The sequence below is a fragment of the Pseudomonas sp. T1.Ur genome (assembly GCF_023516725.1).
GTDB lineage: Bacteria > Pseudomonadota > Gammaproteobacteria > Pseudomonadales > Pseudomonadaceae > Aquipseudomonas > Aquipseudomonas alvandae.
In genome coordinates, this window is sequence record NZ_JAMGSN010000001.1 from 3,382,611 (window position 1) to 3,404,455 (window position 21,845).

Genomic DNA, 21,845 nt, shown 5'->3' on the forward strand with positions numbered 1-21,845 from the left:
GCAAATTAAAAACCAAGCTGATCACCTGTGGCGAGGGAGCTTGCTCGCCACAGGTTTTTCTGCGCGCTTTCCTCTTGTCCAACAGCGAACCCTTCCATGCACACCCTCGCCCAACTGCGCGCCGGCCAGCTTTCAGGTATAACCCGACTGGACCTGGCCTGCGGCTTGACGGAGTTCCCCCGGGAAATCTTCGAACTGGCCGACTCCCTTGAAATCCTCAACCTCAGCGGCAATCAGTTGGACACACTGCCCAACGACCTCTATCGACTGCCCCACCTGAGGGTGCTGTTCTGTTCGGACAACCGCTTCACCGAACTGCCCGAATGCCTGGGCCGTTGCAGCGCATTGACCATGGTCGGCTTCAAGGCCAACCGAATCGAACGCGTTACGGGTGCGGCATTGCCGCCGCTGCTGCGTTGGCTGATCCTGACCGATAACTGCATCAGCCAACTACCGGAGGAGCTGGGCCAACGCCCGCATCTGCAAAAACTGATGCTGGCCGGTAATCGCCTGCACGCGTTGCCGCAGAGCCTGGCCCAGTGTCATCGCCTCGAACTGCTGCGTGTTTCCGCCAATCAGCTGGCCGAGCTGCCGTCGTGGTTGTTGGAACTGCCAAGCCTCAGCTGGCTGGCCTACGCGGGCAACCCACTGGAAGCGGAAGCCGACGCCCGGGCGCTGCATGTCGCGACGCCGATCGACTGGGCGCAACTGAGCTTGCAAGCCTCATTGGGCGAAGGCGCTTCGGGCGTCATCCACCAAGCGCTGTGGCAACCGCCGGGCCAGGCCGGGCGCAACGTCGCGGTCAAGCTCTACAAAGGCCAGATGACCAGCGACGGCTCGCCGTTGCATGAGATGCATGCGTGCATCATCGCCGGTAAGCATCCAAACCTGATCGAAGTGTTGGGCCAGGTTGCCGGCCACCCTGAGCAACAGGCCGGACTGGTGATGGCCTTGATCGGACCCGAATACCGCAACCTGGCCGGGTTGCCGAGCCTGGAATCCTGTACGCGCGACGTCTATGCCGATGAACTGCGCCTGGGCGTCGACGTGGCCTTGCGCATCGCCCGGGGCATTGCCTGTGTGGCGGGTCATCTGCATCGGCAAGGCCTTACCCATGGGGATCTGTATGGCCACAATATCCTCTGCAATGACCAAGGCGATTGCCTGCTGGGGGATTTTGGCGCGGCGTCTTTCCATGCCACGGTTGATGACAGCCAGACACGCGCGTTGCAACGCATCGAGGTGCGGGCCTTCGGGATTCTGCTGGGGGAGTTGCTGGCGCGGATCGAACCGGCGCTGGGTATCGAGGACCTTGCACGACTGCAAGACCTGGAGGCGCGCTGCTGTCAGCCAAATGTGCTGGCGCGGCCTGGGTTTGATGAGATTGAAAACTTACTGCACGGCCGTGGCGAGGGCGCTTGCCCCCGCTGAGCCCTGTAGGCGCTGCCGGCTGCGATCTTCTTGCAGGGCTTGAGCTCCCGTTGAAAGACCCAAGAAGAACACAGGCTTCGCCAGCTCCTACAGGTCCTGGCGGGGATAAATGCTCTCGTCACAGGACGAGGGTTTAACCCGCCAAGCCGACAAACATGTCCTGCACGTCGTCATGGTTGTCGAGGCCTTCGAGAAACGCCTCGACTTCGGCCATCTGCTCGTCGGTCAGGCCGCTGACCGGATTTTTTGGCTGATAACCCAATTTGGCAGACAACACCGTGAAGCCTTGCTCCGGCAACGCCTTTTGCACGGCGTCCAGATCGGCAGGTTCGGTGATGAACAGCGTCGCACCGTCCTCGCCCGGTTCGAAATCCTGGGCCCCGGCCTCGATAGCGGCCATTTCCGGGTCAGCGTCCGGGCTGTCCGGGGCAGCCTCGATCATGCCTACGTGGTTGAAATCCCAGGCCACCGAGCCCGAGGCGCCCAGTTGGCCCTTGCGGAACGCGACGCGGATCTCGGCGACGGTACGGTTGATGTTGTCGGTCACGCACTCAACGATCAGCGGCACCTGGTGGGGCGCAAACCCTTCGTAGGTGACTCGGTGGTATTGCACGGTCTCGCCGAGCTGGCCAGAACCCTTCTTGATCGCACGTTCCAGGGTCTCGCGGGGCATCGAGGCCTTTTTGGCCTGTTCGACCACCAGCCGCAAGTGCGCATTGGTCGCGACATCGGCGCCGTTGCGTGCGGCAATGGTGATTTCCTTCACCAGCTTGCCGAAGATCTTGCCCTTGGCGTTGGCAGCCGCTTCTTTGTGTTTAACCTTCCACTGTGCGCCCATTACTCACTCTCTTGTCTGACGCGCCGAGACATCTGCCGGCCGGCGCTGTGGCGCAAGTTTATACGCCCACAACCGGCTGATCGACCAAAAAATCGTTCCCGCTTCATCGACATTTCCACTACTCGCTGTAGGGCGTTTCCGAAATAGCGATTCGGGCACGGCGTCATACGCTGGGGTTTCGTACCCTTCGTACTTCTCTCCGTGAAAATATGGGCGGCAATGCGCAACGATATGGAAAATCCCTTCAGCCTGACGATCATGCAAAGCGACATGCGCCTGCATATCCGGGGGCTCAACGGCCGGGAAGCCCTCAATCAGCCGTACCGCTTCGACCTCGACCTGATTGGCCAGGAGCCGCCGATCAGTCCCGACGCGTTGTTGGGCCAAGCGGCCTTCCTGCGCCTGGACGGTGAGTCCGGCATACACGGGATTGTGCACAGCGTGAGCCTGGGCGCCGAGGCAGCGCACCGCGTCGGCTACCGGCTGACGCTGGTGCCGTACATTCAGCAACTGGAACAGGGACTGCGGCGTCGAGTTTTTCATCGACTCACCGTTGTGCAGATCCTGCAGCGCCTGCTGGAAGAAAACGCAATGCCCGCCCACAGCTATCGCTTCGAACTGCCAAATGGGCATTACCCGTGTCGGCCATTTTGTATCCAGTACGAGGAAAGCGACCTGACGCTGCTACAGCGGCTATGCGAAGAGGAAGGCATTCATTACCACTTCGAACACAGCCCCCAGGGTCACGTCATGGTGTTTGCCGAGGATCCGAAGAGCTTTCCTGTACAGGCGGTTGAACTCCTCATGGAGGCGGATAACGTCGGCGCCATCACGCGGTTGTATCAACGCCATCATTCAATACCTCCAGGTCCGCCCCACGGATTTCGCGACCGTGCAGCGGCCGAACCGACCGACACCGCGCGCGCGCCATCCGAGGAGGCGGCGCACGAAAGAAAGCGTGACGACCCGACACGGATTCACCGTTGCCAGGCAAGCCGGCGGCATCTGGAACGGTTGCGCTACCGAAAACGGGAGATCCATGGGCACACCCTCTCGCCGGCCCTGCGCAGCGGTCATATCGCGCGGATCGATGGGCACCCGGTATCGACGTTCAACGACCAATGGCTGATTACCGAGGTTCGGCATCATGGACGACAACTTTCGATTCTTGAAACGAACCTGCCAACCCCACCCGCGGCAAAGGACTACCGCAATCAGTTCTGCGCGATTCCTTGGTCCTCCGTGTACCGACCGCTCCTCGTGCATCCCAAGCCATGCGTACCTGGCTATCACCTCGCCTATGTACTCGGTCCGCCTGGCCAGGCCGCGGCATCCGACCTACAGGGCCGGGTCATGATCAGCCTCTGGAACCGTGATGAAGAAGGCATTGCGCTGCCCGTGTCGTGCCTGACGCCCGGCGATCACCCTTTGTTGCTGGCCGGTAGCGAAGTGCTGGTGAGCTTCCTCGACGGCGATCCCGACCGACCGGTCCTTTGCGCGGGATTGCTCGAGCCCGGCCTGGGCAATGGTGGCCCCACGTCGCCCTGCCCCTTGGCGCCGAGCAACGACACTACGGGTCTATTGTTCGAGTGGCTCTTGAACCCACCGGACATCACCCCTTGAGAAACCCCATGAGCGGGCCGGAAAGTGTATTCCCGCCGGCTGCATGGCGAGGACATTTCGCGAGCGGATCATAAATTCATCGATGCAACCTGATCTGGCTCATGCAAACCCAGCGAAACGGGCTTAAAGTGCAAGCACAACGCTGCTCTAGACAGCGCTTTACCCTGATGGCTGGAGAAACCCGCATGCCCTGGAAAAATTCCGCAAACCGCTACAGTACCGTCACGGTCACCTTGCATTGGCTGATGCTGGTGCTGTTGGCCGTGGTTTATGCCTGCATTGAGTTCCGAGGCATTTTTCCCAAGGGCAGCGGCGGCCGAACGCTGATCAAGGAAGCGCATTTCATGCTTGGCTTGACCGTGTTCGTGTTGGTCTGGCTACGCCTGTTTGCCCGCAGCATGGGCAAGGCACCGGCGATTTTCCCGGCTTCGCCCGTATGGCAAACGTTCCTGGCGCGCCTGATGCACTGGGCGTTGTACCTGTTCATGATCGCGATGCCACTGTTGGGCTGGCTGATCACCAGCGCCGAAGGACACCAGGTGATGTTCTACGGATTTGATTTGCCACTGCTTGTCGAGCCGGACAAGGCGTTCGCCAAGCAAGTGGAGGGCTGGCATGTGCTCGGCGGCACCCTTGGCTATTGGTTGATTGGCCTGCATGCGCTGGCGGGGCTGTATCACCACTATGTGGTGCGCGACAACACATTGCTGCGGATGATGCCCAAGCGCGGCTGAAGACGATCACCGGAATCCCCGGCGGCCCTGCAAGCCGCCGGTGTGGACGAAGATCAGCCGAGTGCCGGCGGCAAACTGCCCGGCCTCGACCCGAGCCTTGAGCAGCATCAGCGCCTTGCCGGTGTACAACGGCTCCAGCTCGATCTGCGCGGTGGTTTCGATGAAGGCTGTGAGCCCTTCGTCAACCCGGGCAAATCCGCCACGACTGCCGTCAATCAGTTCATAAAGCGGATTGCCCAATCCCGCCTCCTTCACGATGCTTTCGACTTGCTGCTTCACGCCGTGGTTTTCGGGGACCGCCAGGACGCCATGGACCGGACGCCTCCCCGCTTCCGCCAGCACCAGCCCGGCCAACGATGTTCCAGTGCCGCACGCCAGCCACCAGCCGTGATAATCGCTCCACCCCAAACCCGCCAATTGATCGCGAACGCTGGTCTCCCAGATCATGCAGCCCTGCGCGCCAGGCAACCCCGAGCCGCCTTCAGGGATCGGCCACAACTGCGGGTATTGCGCCTGCCAGGGCGTCCAGAAATCCGCATCATGGCGTCTTCGGTACCCTTCATAACCCAACCAGTGCAGCGTCATGCCGAACGCTTTCAGGTCGAGTACCGTCGGTGTTTCCTGAGGATGGCCACGCAGCAGCCCCACCGTAGCGAAACCGAATCGCTGGCCAGCCGCCGCCAACGCGTGCAAGTGATTGGAGTAGGCGCCCCCAAGGCTCATGATTCCCTGCGCACCTGCCGCATGGGCGGCATGCAGATGATGGAGCAGCTTGAACCACTTGTTGCCACTGATCAGCGAATCGATCCGGTCCAGGCGCAACACCGCCACCTCGACGCCGGCATGGGCGAGCCAGTCCAGGCGAAGGGGTTCGAGGCGAGGCTGGGGGTGCCAGTCGAGGGCGTGAAGGAGCATGGCTGTGGGCCGGATGGAAAACAGGCCGGCATATTAACAGCTGGTCGCGCACGCCCTGACATTGAAAAAACCGTGGGAGCGCGCCTGCTCGCGATAGCGGTGGGTCAGCCAGCACTTGTGAAACTGACTAATCGCCATCGCGAGCAGGCTCGCTCCCACAGGGGATCCGGATGTCTACAGGATTTGCGCCTTACAACTGCGCCGCCAGCCGCGAACCCTGGTCGATGGCACGCTTGGCGTCCAGTTCCGCCGCCACGTCGGCACCGCCGATGAGGTGGACAGTCTGCCCAGCCGCTTCCAGGCCTTCCTGCAACTCGCGCAGCGGATCCTGCCCGGCGCAGATGACGATGTTGTCCACCGGTAGCACGTGAGGCTCGCCCGTCTCGCCAATGCGAATGTGCAGGCCCTCGTCGTCGATCTTCAGGTATTCGACGCTGTTGAGCATCTGCACCTGCTTGTTCTTCAAGCCGGTGCGATGAATCCAGCCGGTGGTCTTGCCCAGGCCATCGCCGACCTTGGACTTCTTGCGCTGCAACAGGAACACCTGGCGCGCCGGAGCATGGGGTTCGGCCTTGATCCCGGCGACGCCGCCACGTGCCTGGAGGTGGGTGTCGATCCCCCATTCCTTCCAGAACGCCTCGCGGTCCTGACTGGTCGCAATACCTTGATGGACCAGGAATTCCGACACGTCAAAGCCAATCCCGCCGGCACCAATCACCGCGACACTGCGGCCAACCGGCTTGCGTTCGAGGATCACGTCCAGGTAGCTCAGCACCTTGGGATGTTCCACACCCGGGATCGCCGGTACACGCGGCGCGATGCCGGTGGCCAGGATGATTTCGTCGTAACCGCCCGCCACCAACTGCGCCACATCGACGCGGGAATCGAGGCACAGCTCGACGTGGGTGGTCTGCAACTTGCGCTTGAAGTAGCGCAGGGTTTCAAAGAACTCTTCCTTGCCCGGCACACGCTTGGCGACATTGAATTGACCGCCAATTTCGCTGGCCGCATCGAACAAGGTCACCTGATGCCCCCGCTCGGCCGCCACGGTAGCCGCGGACAACCCGGCAGGACCCGCGCCGACCACGGCGATTTTCTTCACCTGGGTGACCGGCAGGTAATTGAGCTCAGTCTCATGGCACGCCCGCGGATTCACCAGGCAACTGGTGAGCTTGCCGCCAAACGTATGGTCCAGGCAGGCCTGGTTGCAGCCGATGCAGGTATTGATCTCGTCCGCCCGGCCTTCGGCGGCCTTGTTGACGAATTCCGGGTCCGCGAGGAAGGGCCGCGCCATGGACACCATGTCGGCGTCGCCTTCCGCCAGGATCCGCTCGGCCACGTCAGGCGTGTTGATACGGTTGGTGGTAATCAGCGGAATGCCCACCGAGCCACGCAGCTTGGCGGTGACTTTACTGAACGCTGCCCGCGGCACCTTGGTGGCGATGGTCGGAATCCGCGCCTCGTGCCAACCGATACCGGTGTTGATGATCGTCGCACCGGCCTGTTCGATGGCCTGGGCCAATTGAACGATCTCATCCCAAGTGCTGCCGCCTTCCACGAGGTCGAGCATCGACAGGCGGAAGATGATGATGAAATGGGGGCCGACCGCGGCGCGTACGCGGCGCACGATTTCCACCGGCAGGCGCATGCGGTTTTCGTAGCTGCCACCCCAGCGGTCGGTCCGGTGGTTGGTGTGGGCCGCCAGGAACTGGTTAATGAAATAGCCTTCCGAGCCCATGATCTCGACACCATCGTACTCGGCCTTCTGGGCCAGCACCGAACAGGTGACAAAATCGCCGATCTGTTTCTCGATCCCCTCTTCGTCCAGCTCCTTGGGCTTGAACGGGTTGATCGGCGCCTGGATCGCGCTCGGTGCCACCTGCTTGGGGCTATAGGCATAACGGCCGGCGTGGAGAATCTGCATGCAGATCTTGCCACCGGCTTCATGCACCGCCCGGGTGACGATCTGGTGCTTGAGGGCTTCTTCCTCGCTGGTCAGCTTGGCCGCGCCGGAATAAACGCCACCTTCATCGTTAGGCCCGATCCCGCCAGTCACCATCAGGCCCACGCCGCCCCGGGCGCGCTCGGCGAAATACGCCGCCATGCGCTCGAAGCCACCCGGCTTCTCCTCGAGACCGGTGTGCATCGACCCCATCAGGGTGCGGTTGCGCAACGTGGTAAAACCCAGGTCCAGCGGGGCCAGCAAATGCGGGTAATGAGCGGCGGTCATCGGTAACTCCACTACGGGCGATCACGGAAAATGCGGAAGCTCTTCGGCCTCCATCGTCTTGCCCGACAGCGTAAGAGTCGGGGTGCAGGCGCTCAATGACCGGAACTGACAAGTTAATGATCCAAATGCGCAGCGACGTCGGGCGATGGTCGTGACTTACGGCAAAGAGCGCGAGTCCTATGGAAGCTGGCAGGTGCTCTACCCAACAATAACGCCAACCACACGGTCGCCTCGCATGCATCCCCAACGAAAAGAGCTGCACAACGAATTGCACGCTCGTCCGTCGCTGTATTTCGACGAACCGGCCCACGTCTTTCACTTGGCCTTGCTGGGTGACAACGTCCGGTGTGAAAGACTGCTCGGGCAATTGTGCCCCGGCACTGTGGCGAGCGATGCCGCACAGGGCATTACCCGGCTGGACGGCCATCCTCTCAAGTGGGAGCGCCACACCGAATTCTTCACCCTGACCCTGGTCGTTGCCGCGGGCAGCCATGAGCTGCAATGGGCCACCCTGCCCGAATGCCTGGCGCTGGGCATCGAAGAACACCGCGAGCACATCATCAATGCCGTTCAGGTGCTGGTGCGCGGCGAAGCAGGACTCGACCTGGCCAGCTACGGCTTCAAGGACCCGTGCGGCTCCAGTGTCGGCGGCGGCGATGCCGTGGTCTGGAGCGACTTTCGACTGACCGAGGACGGTACCAATCGCTTGCTGTTCATCAATCGAAAACTCAACGCCTACCGCCAGGGACGGATGATCCGGCGGCTGTTGGAAATCGAAACCTATCGCATGATGGCGTCGTTGTCGCTGAGCACCGCCAAGGCACTGGACCCGCAACTGAATGAGTTCGATCGCACCCTCGTGGCGCTTTCCGAACGCAATGCAAACGCCAGCGGTGTGCATGCCAAGGCGCTGCTGGAAGATATCACTCAACTGTCCCGCCAGGTCGTCAGCAGTACGGTCAAGAATCGCCATCGGTTCAGCGCAACCCGAGCCTATGCGCAACTGGTCTTCGAACGCCTGGGCGAATTACGGGAAAGCCACCTGGGTGACTGTCAGCGATTGGGCGTGTTCATCGAGCGGCGCTTCAAACCGACGGTGCGCTATTGCGCCGCCACCGAACAGCGTCTTGAACAACTGGCCATGAGCGTCGCCAACCTGGGCGATCTGCTGCAAGCCCGTGTACAGGTCGAGATGGAGGACCAGAACGCGGAAATCCTGCGCAGCCTCAACGCACGCGCTGACGCACAAATCAAGATTCAGCGTGCCGTGGAAGGTTTATCCATCATCGCCATCACCTACTACCTGATCAACTTGTTCAAACTGGTCTATAGCGGGCTGCATACGCTGGGGGCGAATCTGTCTGCCCGTGAAGCGCTATTGGGCATGGCACCGCCGGTCTTGTTGATCATGCTGCTGATCATGCTTCGCATCAGGAAGGCCAAGAGTCACTAGGATGTTGGGGCGGTGTGTCTGGCGCATGCCCTTTCGCTAATCCATTGTTTTCCGTACCCTGACAAAGTGACTCTTGATGAAAAATCACGACCCTGTACGCGGCGACCGACTGTTCTCATGCGCAAATTTCTGTACCTGCTGTTCTCCCTGGCGTTGTTGGCCGTCCTGATCACCTACGCATCGTGGACAGCAGACCGCCCGATGGGCCACTACCTGTCAGATCTGCGGATCAACCTGGCGGTCGACCAAGGCACACCCGCCGATCGTGGCAACCTGCTGGGTATCCAGCCTGAATTATTCCCCACCGACTACCAGAGCCCCGAACGCTTGCATCGAAAGCTCGCGGCCTACCTGCAAACCGCTCGTGACCAAGGCTTTCTCAACGACAAGACCATCGTGGTCCTGCCCGAGCACATCGGCACCTGGTTGATGGTCAGTGGTGAAAAAGACGAGGTGTACCAGGCACCGACCCTCAAACAAGCCATGCATTGGCTGGCGCTCAGCAACCCATTGGCGTTCATTCGCGCGTTGGCCGCCGCCCAGGGCGACAATCGCCTGGACGATGCGTACCTGCGCATGAAGGCAGACGCCATGGCCCGCGACTATCAACTCCTGTTCGGGGGGCTCGCCAGGGAATTCAACGTAACGCTGGTGGCCGGTTCCATCGTCCTGCCCGAGCCCAGCGTCAACGAAGGCGAACTGACCGTCGGGCGCGGCGCCCTGTATAACAGCAGCCTGGTGTTCGGTCGCGACGGCCGCCCCATCGGCCAGCCCCAGCGTCAACGCTATCCGGCCTTTGAACAGCAGGACGTGCTACAGGCCGAACAGCCGGACGTCACGCACGTCGTCGAAACGCCCGCTGGACGCCTCGGCGTGCTGATCGGTACCGACAGCTGGTACCCGCTGCCCTATCGGCAACTCAACGAACAAGGCGCGCAACTGATCGCCGTACCGGCCTTCGTCGTCGGTCGCGATGCCTGGAACAAACCCTGGAACGGCTATAAAGGCCTGACCACCCCGAGCGAAGTGAGCCTCAAGCCCGGTGAAGTGAACGAAGGCCAGGCCTGGCGACGCCTGACATTGACCAGCCAATTGCCGGTCAGCCAGGCGCGTGGCGGCGTCAGCGTGTTCTTGCGCGGGCAATTCTGGGACAGCGGCAGCGCCGGCCAGAGTTTCATCAGCCACGACGGCCAGCAATTCGCCGACGGCGAAGCCCGTGGCGCACGCCTGCTCAACCTGTGGCTGTGAACATGAAGCCGCAACCGATGCGCCTGGGCGACCTGTCCGTAGGTTTCGTCCACAGCCTCGCTGATGCAGTGGCCAGCCATGGGCAGGATCCCCAGCCACTGCTTGAGCAGTACGGCCTCGATGCGGCGCGCCTGGCCGAACCCGGGGCTCGCCTGTCGATTCCGCGCTACATGCGCCTGGGTCATGCCGCGATCCAACTGACCCGGGATCCGGCCCTGGGCCTGCGCATGGGCCAGCTCAGCCGCTTGAGCCAGGCCGGGCTGGCCGGCGTCACCGCCGCGCAAGCACCTACCGTGCGCGAAGCCGCACGCTGCATGATCCGCTTCGAACCCCTGTACGGTTCCAATTACCGTGGGCAATCGAGTTTCCACGAGGACGCCAAAGGTGCGTGGCTGCGGTTCTATTCCATCAGTCCGTATAACGCCTATAACCGCTTTGTCGTGGACTCGATCATCGCCGGCTGGCTCCATCAGCTGTCCAGCATCAGCGACGTCCCGCTGCGGGCTGAACGTATCGAAATCGAATTTCAGGAGCCAGAGTACCTGGAGGCCTATCGTGTTTTAGGCGAGTGCCCGATCCAGTTCGGCGCCGAACAGAACCAGCTGCGCCTGGGCCTGGACAATCTCGGCCAGCGCAACCGCCAGCATTGCCCAAGCACCTGGCACCATCTGGTTCAATTATGTGAACGGGAATTGGAGCAACTGACACGAACCCGCAGCTTGCGTGAGCGCATCATCCAATTGCTGGGACCTTTGCTCAATGGCGGACGGGAGCCGGATCTCGAAGAAGTGGCCATGCGCCTGAAGTTGCCGACCTGGACGTTGCGTCGCAAGCTGGCTGAAGAAGGTACGCAATACAGGGCCATTCTCAACGACACACGCCGAGACCTGGCCATGACGTACATTCGCGACACGGAACTGGCCTTCGGCGAAATCGCCTACCTGCTCGGGTTTGCCTCAGCCGAGGCGTTCCAGCGTGCTTTCAAGCGCTGGAACAACCAGACGCCGGGAGAGTTTCGTCGCAGTCGCAAGGGCGCTTGAGCGTCGCTCTTCGACGCATGCCGCGGCAGCTGCCTGGCCTTCCTACAACTCCGTCGCGTCTTCGGCGGGCTCCAGAGGATCCAGCTCATACGCCTGATATTCCAGCAGCTCTTCCTGATAGTCATCCATTGCGTGTCCTTCCCAATTCGTTGAACCAATGCCTGAAGGCCTGGAGTCAGCATAAGGCTGCTTTATGAACAAAACATGAAGCCAAGGCCTCATGAATTAAACGTAGCACAGCATCGGGAATTTAAAGCCGGCAGATGTAGCAAAGGATTACCTCCCTTGCTACATCGCCTCAGGACGCAGGAAGTGGCTGGATGGGCTCGGTCGGCGCCGGCAGGGAACTGGCCGGTGGCGGCGTAATGGTTTCCGTCGACGAAGGTGCAGATGAGTCGGGCTCGCTGGGGGCAATCGGCGCGGGCTCGACCGGTGGTGCGACCGGTTCCGATGCGGCTGGCGCAGGTTCGACCGGCGTCGCGGGTGCAGGGGCTGGCGTCGGTTCGGGTGCCTGCAGCGCCGCCGGCTGAGGGGCTGGAGGGGGAGCCAATGCAGCCGGTTCGGCCTTGGGCTCGGGAACGCCGAGCTCGGTTTTCGGTTTGTCGCCGGTCTCGACGGCTTTTTTTGCTTCCGGAGGCAGGAAGAGTTCCACCAGCGTAAAGAAACGCTCGTAGAACTTGGCTGCCGATACGGTTTCGCTGGCCACCTTGACCATCGAATCATCCGAAGAGCCAATCGGCATCGACACAGATCCCAATACCCCCACGCCCAGGCTGGCGGAGTTATTGATTTTCTTCAGGGCATAACGGTCCTGCAGGGCGTTGGCGAATATGGTCGCGCGATGTCCGGGGCCGCCGTCCTCGGCGCAGACCAGATTGAAACTGATCTCCATGTGGGTGTCACCGGTCTGCTGGAAACTCTTGTGGCCGCTGACCAGCTTCGGATCGCTGCTGGTGATGATGTATCCCTGGCTGAGCAATGCCCGACGGCCCGCCTCACAGGTCGCCACATCGGTCACCGGATAAGTGCGCGAGAACGTGCCCGAATCATCAAAGTTCTCGTGCTCGTAGATGGCCGCCTTCTTGGAGGAACAACCGGTAGCGACGACCAGCAGCAATGCCAGCCCAACGGTGCGCATTTGAAATGATCTGAACATTGAACATCCTGGGGGAAACAGTCCGGCGCGTATTGTGCAACAGAACGCTGCCGGGCAGCTTGGCTAATCATGTCTCAAAGGGCTTACAAGTCTACGGGGGCTTCTCGACCGGAAAAAGACAAAACTCGACGAATCGACGAAACATCCCTATCCGTAGCAACACACAGAATCGGCATAGGGGTCGGCCTTTTCACAGGCCGCTCCCCTGCCACACCACCCGGCATGCGGGTCCGCACCGGGCGGTTCGAGAGATTGAGGTTATGGGAGTCGCACCAGACCCAGCCTGTCGAACCAGGCCACATCCAGCACTCGATTAAGCTCAAAGCGGCTGTTACGCCACCAACTACATGAGTTAGCCGCCACTTTCCGTGCGGTTTGAGCACTGGCCCCCAGAGCCCGCAGTTCGCGATAGATCGTCGGTCCACGCCTCCATTGCTTAAGCTGGATCGCTCGCAGTCGGTGTCGTATCCATTCGTCCAGCTCTCGCCAGACCTTCGGTGTTTGCGATAACCCAAAATAAGCTTTCCAGCCCAAGAGATAAGGACGTAAGTTTTCGACAACCTGCCCCATGCTGCGTCCCCCTGAGCGACGGGTGAGCACGCGTATTCGCTGCTTGAACTGCTTGCGCGCCTTGACCGACACCGCTCTCTTGACGCCTTTGGGTGACGCCCAAAAGGCATAGCCCAGAAACTTGCGACCAAATGCACTCGCCACCGCACTCTTGCTCTCGTTGACACTCAAGTGCAGTTTTTCATACAGACGCTTCAGCAGGACCATCACTCGCTGCCCAGCCTTCTTGCTGCGAACGTACACATTCGCATCATCGGCATAACGCACGAAACAATGGCCCCGACGTTCAAGCTCTCGATCCACTTCGTCCAGCAGCACATTCGCCAACAGCGGCGACAGCGGACCGCCTTGCGGCGCCCCGCAGCGGCTTTTCTCGACTACTCCATTGATCTGCGTTCCCGCATCCAGATACGCCCGAATCAGCCGGATAGCCGCCCGATCCGCAATCCGCTTGCATAAACGATCAATCAAAATGTCGTGGTCGACCCGGTCGAAGAACTTCTCCAAATCAACATCCACTACCACTTTGCGTCCCGAAGACACATGTCGCTGAGCCGCCAAAATGGCGTCCTGCGCACTGCGCCCCGGACGAAAACCGTAGCTGTGTTCACTGAAGGTTGGATCGAGCAGTGGCTGCAGGACTTGCAGCAATGCTTGTTGGATCAACCGGTCGGTGACCGTTGGAATGCCCAACTCGCGTTCGCCGCCGTCAGGCTTGGGGATGACCGCGCGTCGTACCGGACTGGGCCGGTAGACGCCTGAGAGAAGCTGTTCACAGATCACAGGCCATCGGGTCTGCAAAAGTTTCGCGGTCTGTTCAATGTCCAAACCGTCGACTCCTGCCGCCCCTTTGTTAGCCCTGACTCGTTTCCAGGCTCGTTTCAGGTTTGCTCTCGCAAAGGCCCGTTCCAGCAGCCCTTGCCCTGCGTTGTCGGTTTCATTTTGCGGGCAATTGACCTCGTCGCTGATGGGGCTTCTCACGGCTTCACCGCTCGCGTCCTCACATCCGCCCCGCGTTTGGCAGGCTTCTGACTTCCGGTTTCTCGCATCAACATGGCCTATAACGCTTTCTCTCGTTCGGCCCTTCGTCAAAAAAGACTACTACGGCCTCTGCTGACTTCTCGCTCCGGTTTTTTTTCACCGTCGCCCTTTCAGGCACAAGGCGAGATCTCCCCAGGTAAGAACGCAATCCTTCCCCGCACAACCGCCGAATTTACGCTGCCGCCCTTTGACCACAAGAGCTTCGCGATTTGCAGCTCGCTCGCCCTGGTCAGCATCGCCTTATATCCAGTTCTTGTTCATCGGCTCGCGGTTTCGATTCACGCTTCCTCCCCACACTCGGTCGCCCTCATGCAGTTGCGCTTCACTTCGTTCGCTGTGGTCAGCTCACGGTGGGACTTTCACCCACAAGATTGCGCCCATGCTGGGCGCACTACAAAAAGACCCCGACCTTTCGGCCGGGGTCCTGACAAGCAAAACCTTCAGACCATCAGAATCGCTTGATGTCTGCCTGGCTTTCCAACTGCTTGCGATAAGCCGCGAAGTCCTGCTGGCCGACACGGGACGCCAGGTAGCGGCGATACTCGGCTTTTTCTGCCTCGGTCGGTGCCGCCGCTTCGTTCACGCCGTTCAAGCGCAACACCGTCACACTGCCGTCAGCCAAGGTCACGCTGGCGAACGTCGGCTTGTCCTTCGACTCAGGCTTGGGCATGCGGAACAACGCCTGCAACACGGCAGGATCAATGCCCTCCTGGCCCCGGGTAGCCGCTTCGACGGCTTTCCAGCCTTGGCCATTGACGGGTTTGTCCAACGCAGCCTTGCCATCACGCAGGCTGGCGATCAGCTCGTCGGCACGGGTCTTGGCTGCCGCGCTGGCGTGCTCCTTGGCCAACTGGGCGCGGATAGGCCCGGCAACGCTTTCCAGCGGCATTTGCTCAGGCTTGCGATGCTCCTTGGCACGCAGCACCACGACCGTTTCCGGGTCCAGCTCGATGGCGGTGCTGTTGGCACCCTCCTCCAGGACTTCCGGGCTGAACGCAGCGGTGACTACGGCGCGATTGGCCGCAATCCCTTCGCCGCCTTCACGACCGAACGGCGCCGACGTGTGCACGGTCAGCTTCAGGTCCTGGGCCGGTTGGGCGAGGTCCGACGCTTCGAACGATGCATCTTCCAATTGCTTGGTCGCTTCGACGAAGCGCTGCTCCACCTGCTGGGTCTTCAATTCGCGAGTGAGCTTGTCCTTCAGGCTCGCAAAGGTCGGAACCTCAGGTGCTTCCACGCCCAGCAGCTTGATCAGGTGCAAGCCGAAATCGGTCCGCACCGGCGCCGATACCTGATCCTTGTTCAAGGCGTACAGCGCCTTTTCAAACTCGGGATCGTAGACACCTGGCCCGGCATAACCCAGGTCACCGCCATTGTTTGCCGAACCCGGATCCTGGGAGTACTCCTTCGCCAACGCCTCGAACGATTCGCCTTTGGCCAGGCGAGCCTGGATTTCCTCGATCTTCGCCTTGGCCTGGGCTTCGGTGACCTTGTCGTTCACTTCGATCAGGATATGCGCAGCCCGCCGTTGTTCAGACAGGTTGGCGATCTCTTTCTGATACGCCGCTTGCAAATCTTCGTCCTTGACGCTGACTTGGTCGAAGAACGACGCTTTCTTCAATTCAAGGTAATCGATGACAACCTGGTCAGGCGTCATGAATTCCTTGGCATGCTGGTCGTAGTAAGCCTTGACCTCGTCGTCGGTCAGCTTCACCGCCGATGGATCTGCCTTGACGATCAGGGTGGCGAAGTCGCGGGTCTGCTTTTCCAGGCGGGCAAACGCCAGCACCTGGGCATCGGTCACGAAGCCACTGCCGGCCAGGCCGGCGCGCAATTGGCCGATCAGCATTTCCTGGGCCAACATCTGGCGGAACTGCAAGCGACCATAACCCAACTGGCGAATCACTTGGTCGAAACGCTCGGGGCTGAACTTGCCGTCGACCTGGAACTCAGGCGTTTGCACGATCACTCGGTCCAACGCGTCGTCGGAGAACGCGAACTTCGCGTCATGGGCACCTTGCAACAGCAACTTGCGATCGATCAGGCCCTTGAGCGCCGAGTCACGCAGCATTTTTTCGTCCAACAACGAAGCATCGAAATCCTTGCCCAACTGTTGCATGAGCTGGCGGCGTTGCATGTCGACCGCCTGGCTCAGCTCGTTCTGGCTGATGTTTTCGCCGTTGACCTTGGCCGCTTCGTTACTGTTGGTGGTGGCTTTGAAAATGGCATCGAAACCGGTCAACGCCATCAATGCGACGATGACCCCGATGATGGTCTTGGCAATCCAGCCTTGTGAATTGTCCCTGATATTCTGCAGCATGCGTCCCCCAGAAACGGTTGAACTTCAAATTTAGGCAACCGTGGAGCGTGGGTAGAATCCGGATAGAAGAAAGGCGCATCCGAGGATGCGCCTTCTCGTAACTGGCGGAGCGGACCGGGCTCGAACCCGCGAGCCCTGGCGTGACAGCCCGGATGTTACCGGACGCATTACCGCTCCGCTGCCAAGCCAGGCATGACCCCGACCCGGATAAACTCAATGAAACCTTAGTTAACGGCTTCTTTCAGCGCTTTACCAGCTTTGAAGCCTGGCTTTTTGGCAGCAGCGATCTGCAGCGTCTTGCCGGTCTGCGGGTTGCGACCAACACGGGCTGGACGATCGGTAACGGAGAACGTACCGAAACCAACCAGAACAACAGAGTCGCCAGCCTTGAGAGCGCCAGTGACGGATTCGATTACAGCGTCCAGCGCACGGCCAGCAGCAGCTTTCGGGATATCAGCGGATGCAGCGATAGCATCAATCAGTTCCGACTTGTTCACTCTAAGTCCCCTTATATCTATTTTGAGATGATTCTAAGTTTTTTTGGTGAAAGCAAAAACGAGTGCTGAATGGCCTGCAGACACTTAAGAGCCGCTTTATAACAAGGGCTCTAAAAAACTGTCAAGGAAGCCCCCCAGGCAAATGCGTATTAATGCGTGCTAATTCTTTCCTTAGAGTCAGACTCTCGCTTTTCTTCCTTCGCGACAATCTCCGGAGCCACATCCGGCAAGGGCTCCGGCGCGTATTGCAGCGCAATTTGCAGGACCTCGTCAATCCATTTAACCGGTTTGATCTGAAGATCCTGCTTGATGTTGTCAGGAATTTCCTTCAAATCACGGACATTCTCTTCGGGAATGATCACGATCTTGATGCCACCACGGTGGGCAGCCAGCAGTTTTTCCTTCAGGCCGCCGATCGCCAGCACCTGGCCACGCAGGGTGATTTCCCCGGTCATGGCCACGTCTGCCCGCACCGGAATGCCGGTCAGCGCCGATACCAAGGCCGTGCACATGCCGACGCCAGCACTCGGACCGTCCTTGGGCGTGGCACCTTCAGGCATGTGGATGTGAGTGTCGCGCTTTTCATGGAAATCCAGCGGGATGCCCAGGCTCCGAGCACGGCTGCGAACAACCGTCAGCGCCGCGGTGATCGATTCGACCATCACATCCCCCAGGGAACCGGTCTTGATCAACTGGCCCTTGCCCGGTACGACGGCGGCTTCGATGGTCAACAGCTCGCCACCGACTTGCGTCCACGCCAGGCCAGTCACCTGACCGATCTGGTCCTGCTGCTCCGCCAGGCCGTAGCGGAATTTGCGCACGCCCAGGAAATGCTCCAGCGAGTCCGAAGTCACCTTGACCGCAAAGCGTTTCTCCAGGGCATGTTCCTTCACGGCCTTGCGGCAGACCTTGGCGATCTGACGCTCCAGGCCACGCACACCGGCCTCGCGAGTGTAATAACGAATGATGTCGCGGATCGCTTCCTCGTCGAATTCCAGCTCGCCCTTTTTCAGGCCATTGGCCTGGATCTGCTTCGGCGAAAGGTATTTGACGGCGATGTTGATCTTCTCGTCTTCGGTGTAGCCCGGCAGACGAATCACCTCCATCCGGTCCAGCAACGCTGGCGGAATATTCATCGAGTTGGAGGTGCAAAGGAACATCACGTCCGACAGGTCGTAATCGACTTCCAGATAGTGGTCGTTGAAGTTGTGATTCTGCTCGGGATCGAGCACTTCAAGCAACGCAGATGCCGGATCACCGCGCATATCGCTGCCCATCTTGTCGATTTCATCCAAGAGGAACAGAGGGTTGCGCACGCCCACCTTTGTCATCTTTTGAATCAATCTTCCTGGCATGGAACCGATGTACGTCCGACGATGGCCGCGAATTTCCGCCTCGTCACGCACGCCACCGAGTGCCATCCGAACGAATTTGCGGTTGGTGGCATGGGCAATCGATTCCGCCAGGGAGGTTTTACCAACCCCCGGAGGCCCAACCAGGCACAACACCGGGCCACGAATCTTCTTCACGCGTTTTTGCACGGCGAGGTATTCAAGGATGCGCTCCTTGACCTCTTCCAGACCGTAGTGGTCCGCATCCAGGATGTCTTCGGCACGCGCCAGGTCCAGGCGGACCTTGCTCTGGGCCTTCCACGGCACCTGGACCAGCCAGTCGATGTAGGAACGCACCACGGTGGCTTCCGCCGACATCGGCGACATTTGCTTCAGCTTGTTCAGCTCAGCCTGGGCCTTGGCAAGCGCATCCTTTGGCAGGCCGGCGGCATCGATGCGCTTCTTCAGCTCTTCGATTTCGTTATGACCTTCATCGCCATCGCCGAGCTCTTTCTGAATGGCCTTCATCTGCTCGTTCAGGTAGTACTCGCGCTGGCTGCGCTCCATCTGTTTCTTCACGCGCCCGCGAATGCGCTTCTCGACCTGCAGCAAGTCGATCTCGCCATCGAGCAAGGCCAGTACGTGTTCGACACGGGCCGACAAATCGATGATTTCAAGAATTTCCTGCTTCTGCTCGATCTTGAGGGCCATGTGGGCCGCCATCGTATCGACCAGGCGTCCGGGCTCGTCGATGCTGTTGAGCGACGACAGGACCTCGGCAGGCACCTTCTTGCCCAATTGCACGTACTGTTCGAACTGCGACAGCAGGCTGCGGACAAACACCTCGGATTCACGTTCCGGCGCATCGACTTCGTCGATCAGCGAGACCTCGGCACGGCAATACCCGTCCACTTCGCTGAAACGCTCGACTGCCCCACGCTGCTCGCCTTCAACCAGGACCTTGACGGTGCCGTCGGGCAGCTTGAGCAATTGCAGGACCGTTGCAATCGTACCTACGCGATAAAGTGCGTCTTCGCCGGGATCGTCGTCGGCAGGATTTCTCTGAGCGATCAGAAGAATCTGCTTATCACCCGTCATCGCGGCCTCAAGGGCTTCGATGGACTTCTCGCGCCCCACGAACAGCGGGATAACCATGTGCGGATACACCACGACATCGCGCAATGGCAGGAGAGGCAATTCGATGGTTGTCTTCATGATTTCGCCTCTACGGCGGCCATAAGGCCGTAAACAGATGGAAGTAAGCTTGAAACCAAGATGGGGGCAGCCTTCAAAAAAAACAAGCGCTAAGACACGTCTAAAACGCGCTAATAGCAAAGGGGCCCGAAGGCCCCTTCTTTTATTTCAACTGCGGGACACTCACGCGTCCGGTGCAGCCTTGGCAGCCGGCTCACTGTTTTCGTAGATATACAGTGGCTTGGACTTGCCTTCTATGACGCTTTCGTCGATGACGACCTTACTGACGTCGGACTGCGACGGGATCTCGTACATCGTGTCCAGCAATACGCCTTCGAGAATCGAGCGCAACCCACGGGCACCGGTTTTACGCTCCAGGGCACGCTTGGCGACTGATTTCAGCGCATCGGAACGGAATTCCAGGTCTACACCTTCCATTTCGAACAGCTTGGCGTATTGCTTGGTCAGGGCGTTCTTCGGCTCGGTCAGAATCTGCATCAACGCCGCTTCATCCAACTCATCCAATGTCGCCAGGACCGGCAGGCGACCGACGAATTCGGGGATCAGACCGAACTTGACCAAATCGTCAGGCTCGACTTCACGCAGGGATTCACCGACCTTCTTGCCTTCTTCCTTGCTGCGCACTTCGGCGTTGAAGCCGATGCCGCCACGGGTGGAACGATTCTGGATGACCTTTTCGAGGCCAGAGAACGCACCACCACAGATGAACAGGATGTTACGGGTGTCGACCTGCAGGAATTCCTGCTGCGGATGCTTGCGACCGCCCTGGGGCGGAACGGAGGCAACCGTGCCTTCGATCAACTTCAGCAAGGCCTGCTGCACGCCCTCACCGGAAACGTCCCGGGTGATCGACGGGTTGTCGGACTTGCGGGAAATCTTGTCGATTTCGTCGATGTAGACAATACCCATCTGGGCTTTTTCCACATCGTAATCGCATTTCTGCAGCAGCTTCTGAATGATGTTCTCGACGTCCTCACCCACATAACCCGCCTCGGTGAGGGTGGTTGCGTCGGCGATGGTGAATGGAACGTTCAGCAAGCGGGCCAGGGTCTCGGCCAGCAGGGTCTTACCCGAGCCTGTCGGGCCGATCAGCAGGATGTTGCTCTTGCCGAGTTCGACCTCGTCATTCTTCTTGTCACGCTGGTTCAGGCGCTTGTAGTGGTTGTAGACCGCTACTGCCAGTACCTTTTTCGCGCGTTCCTGACCGATTACGTACTGGTCAAGGATGCCGCTGATTTCTTTGGGCGAAGGCAACTTATGCGCGCTGCTTTCGGCCTGGGCTTCCTGCACCTCCTCACGGATGATGTCATTGCACAGGTCGACGCACTCGTCGCAAATGAAGACCGAGGGGCCGGCAATCAATTTGCGTACTTCATGCTGGCTTTTGCCACAGAAGGAGCAATAAAGCAGTTTGCCGTTGTCCTCGCCGTTGCGGGTGTCAGTCATTCGATCGATCCAAATCCGATAGGCTTGCAACACAAGATGAAGGCAATTGCGGGCTTTTTCAAGCCCGCAGGTGATCGGACGTGCCGACCACCCTCATTTTGAGCGGCTTATATTAAGCGGGGCGCTGGCTGATCACTTCATCGATCAGGCCATATTCACGTGCGGCTTCGGCGCTCATGAAGTTGTCGCGGTTCGTATCGCGCTCGATTTCTTCAAGGGTGCGCCCGCTGTGCTTGGCCATCAAGGTGTTGAGGCGCTCGCGAATGAAGAGGATTTCCTTGGCATGGATCTCGATATCCGATGCCTGGCCCTGGAAACCGCCCAGTGGCTGGTGAATCATCACACGCGAGTTAGGCAGGCAGTAACGCTTGCCCTGAGCACCGGCGGTCAGCAAGAACGCACCCATGCTGCACGCCTGGCCGATGCAAGTGGTCGAGACGTTCGGCTTGATGAACTGCATGGTGTCGTAGATCGACATGCCGGCAGTCACCGAACCGCCCGGCGAGTTGATGTAGAGATGGATGTCCTTGTCCGGGTTTTCCGCTTCAAGGAACAGCAGCTGTGCACAGATCAGGTTGGCCATGTAGTCCTCTACCGGGCCCACCAGAAAGATCACTCGTTCCTTGAGCAGACGCGAGTAGATGTCATAGGCACGTTCGCCACGGGCGGACTGCTCGATAACCATCGGGACCAGGCCGCCTGCGGCCTGGATGTCAGAGCTCTGCTGATAAAAAGAATTGCGGGACATGTCTCGCAG

Annotated in this window: 16 protein-coding genes; 6 read left to right on the top strand and 10 right to left on the bottom strand. The window is 59.9% G+C overall.

All coding sequences use genetic code 11. From position 1 onward, the window contains the following. Positions 1-96 precede the first annotated feature (96 nt). A complete protein-coding gene (locus M8Q45_RS14990; protein ID WP_249875392.1) occupies positions 97-1,431 on the top strand; it encodes a leucine-rich repeat-containing protein kinase family protein in 1,335 nt (444 codons plus the stop codon). 133 nt (positions 1,432-1,564) lie between these two features. Here M8Q45_RS14990 and M8Q45_RS14995 read toward each other — a convergent pair whose 3' ends face one another. Beyond that, entirely contained in the window at positions 1,565-2,269 is a 705-nt protein-coding gene (locus M8Q45_RS14995) for a YebC/PmpR family DNA-binding transcriptional regulator (protein WP_030140051.1), read from the bottom strand. A 219-nt stretch (positions 2,270-2,488) separates the two neighbouring features. On the opposite strand from M8Q45_RS14995, the gene M8Q45_RS15000 reads away from it, so the two are divergent. Both M8Q45_RS15000 and M8Q45_RS15005 read left to right on the top strand, forming a co-directional pair. Beyond that, positions 2,489-3,892: a type VI secretion system Vgr family protein gene (locus tag M8Q45_RS15000; RefSeq protein WP_249875393.1), complete on the top strand. Its 1,404-nt coding sequence runs from the start codon at positions 2,489-2,491 to the stop codon at positions 3,890-3,892. Between the two features lie 185 nt (positions 3,893-4,077). Beyond that, on the top strand, positions 4,078-4,626 hold the full coding sequence (locus M8Q45_RS15005) for a cytochrome b (RefSeq protein WP_249875394.1): 549 nt from the start codon (positions 4,078-4,080) through the stop codon (positions 4,624-4,626). 6 nt (positions 4,627-4,632) lie between these two features. On the opposite strand, the gene M8Q45_RS15010 is transcribed toward M8Q45_RS15005, so the two are convergent. Next, positions 4,633-5,541, bottom strand: coding sequence for a 1-aminocyclopropane-1-carboxylate deaminase/D-cysteine desulfhydrase (locus M8Q45_RS15010; RefSeq protein WP_249875395.1), 909 nt, complete (start codon positions 5,539-5,541; stop codon positions 4,633-4,635). Between the two features lie 190 nt (positions 5,542-5,731). Beyond that, positions 5,732-7,771: an oxidoreductase gene (locus tag M8Q45_RS15015; RefSeq protein ID WP_249875396.1), complete on the bottom strand. Its 2,040-nt coding sequence runs from the start codon at positions 7,769-7,771 to the stop codon at positions 5,732-5,734. A 235-nt stretch (positions 7,772-8,006) separates the two neighbouring features. Between M8Q45_RS15015 and M8Q45_RS15020 the strand changes: the two genes are divergently transcribed. The 3 genes from M8Q45_RS15020 to M8Q45_RS15030 all read left to right on the top strand — a co-directional run bounded on the left by M8Q45_RS15020 (position 8,007) and on the right by M8Q45_RS15030 (position 11,512). Next, on the top strand, positions 8,007-9,224 hold the full coding sequence (locus tag M8Q45_RS15020; RefSeq protein ID WP_249875397.1) for a DUF3422 domain-containing protein: 1,218 nt from the start codon (positions 8,007-8,009) through the stop codon (positions 9,222-9,224). Between the two features lie 117 nt (positions 9,225-9,341). Beyond that, positions 9,342-10,472 carry a carbon-nitrogen hydrolase family protein gene (locus tag M8Q45_RS15025; RefSeq protein ID WP_249875398.1) on the top strand — a complete coding sequence of 377 codons (1,131 nt, stop codon included), beginning with the start codon at positions 9,342-9,344 and terminating at the stop codon, positions 10,470-10,472. A 2-nt stretch (positions 10,473-10,474) separates the two neighbouring features. Next, positions 10,475-11,512: an AraC family transcriptional regulator gene (locus M8Q45_RS15030; protein ID WP_249875399.1), complete on the top strand. Its 1,038-nt coding sequence runs from the start codon at positions 10,475-10,477 to the stop codon at positions 11,510-11,512. Between the two features lie 298 nt (positions 11,513-11,810). Here M8Q45_RS15030 and M8Q45_RS15035 read toward each other — a convergent pair whose 3' ends face one another. The 7 genes from M8Q45_RS15035 to clpP all read right to left on the bottom strand — a co-directional run bounded on the left by M8Q45_RS15035 (position 11,811) and on the right by clpP (position 21,836). Next, the gene (locus M8Q45_RS15035; protein WP_249875400.1) at positions 11,811-12,668 is read right to left on the bottom strand and encodes a DUF2242 domain-containing protein; all 858 of its coding nucleotides are present in this window, start codon (positions 12,666-12,668) and stop codon (positions 11,811-11,813) included. A gap of 258 nt (positions 12,669-12,926) precedes the next feature. After that, positions 12,927-14,219, bottom strand: coding sequence for a group II intron reverse transcriptase/maturase (gene ltrA / locus M8Q45_RS15040; RefSeq protein WP_249875401.1), 1,293 nt, complete (start codon positions 14,217-14,219; stop codon positions 12,927-12,929). A gap of 508 nt (positions 14,220-14,727) precedes the next feature. Next, positions 14,728-16,599: a SurA N-terminal domain-containing protein gene (locus M8Q45_RS15045; protein ID WP_249875402.1), complete on the bottom strand. Its 1,872-nt coding sequence runs from the start codon at positions 16,597-16,599 to the stop codon at positions 14,728-14,730. Positions 16,600-16,823: 224 nt separating this feature from the next. Then, a complete protein-coding gene (locus M8Q45_RS15050; RefSeq protein WP_008077714.1) occupies positions 16,824-17,096 on the bottom strand; it encodes an HU family DNA-binding protein in 273 nt (90 codons plus the stop codon). A gap of 149 nt (positions 17,097-17,245) precedes the next feature. Further along, positions 17,246-19,642 carry an endopeptidase La gene (lon, locus tag M8Q45_RS15055; protein ID WP_030140023.1) on the bottom strand — a complete coding sequence of 799 codons (2,397 nt, stop codon included), beginning with the start codon at positions 19,640-19,642 and terminating at the stop codon, positions 17,246-17,248. A gap of 162 nt (positions 19,643-19,804) precedes the next feature. After that, a complete protein-coding gene (gene clpX, locus M8Q45_RS15060) occupies positions 19,805-21,088 on the bottom strand; it encodes an ATP-dependent Clp protease ATP-binding subunit ClpX (RefSeq protein ID WP_030140022.1) in 1,284 nt (427 codons plus the stop codon). A gap of 112 nt (positions 21,089-21,200) precedes the next feature. Then, entirely contained in the window at positions 21,201-21,836 is a 636-nt protein-coding gene (clpP, locus tag M8Q45_RS15065) for an ATP-dependent Clp endopeptidase proteolytic subunit ClpP (RefSeq protein WP_030140021.1), read from the bottom strand. Positions 21,837-21,845: the final 9 nt, after the last annotated feature.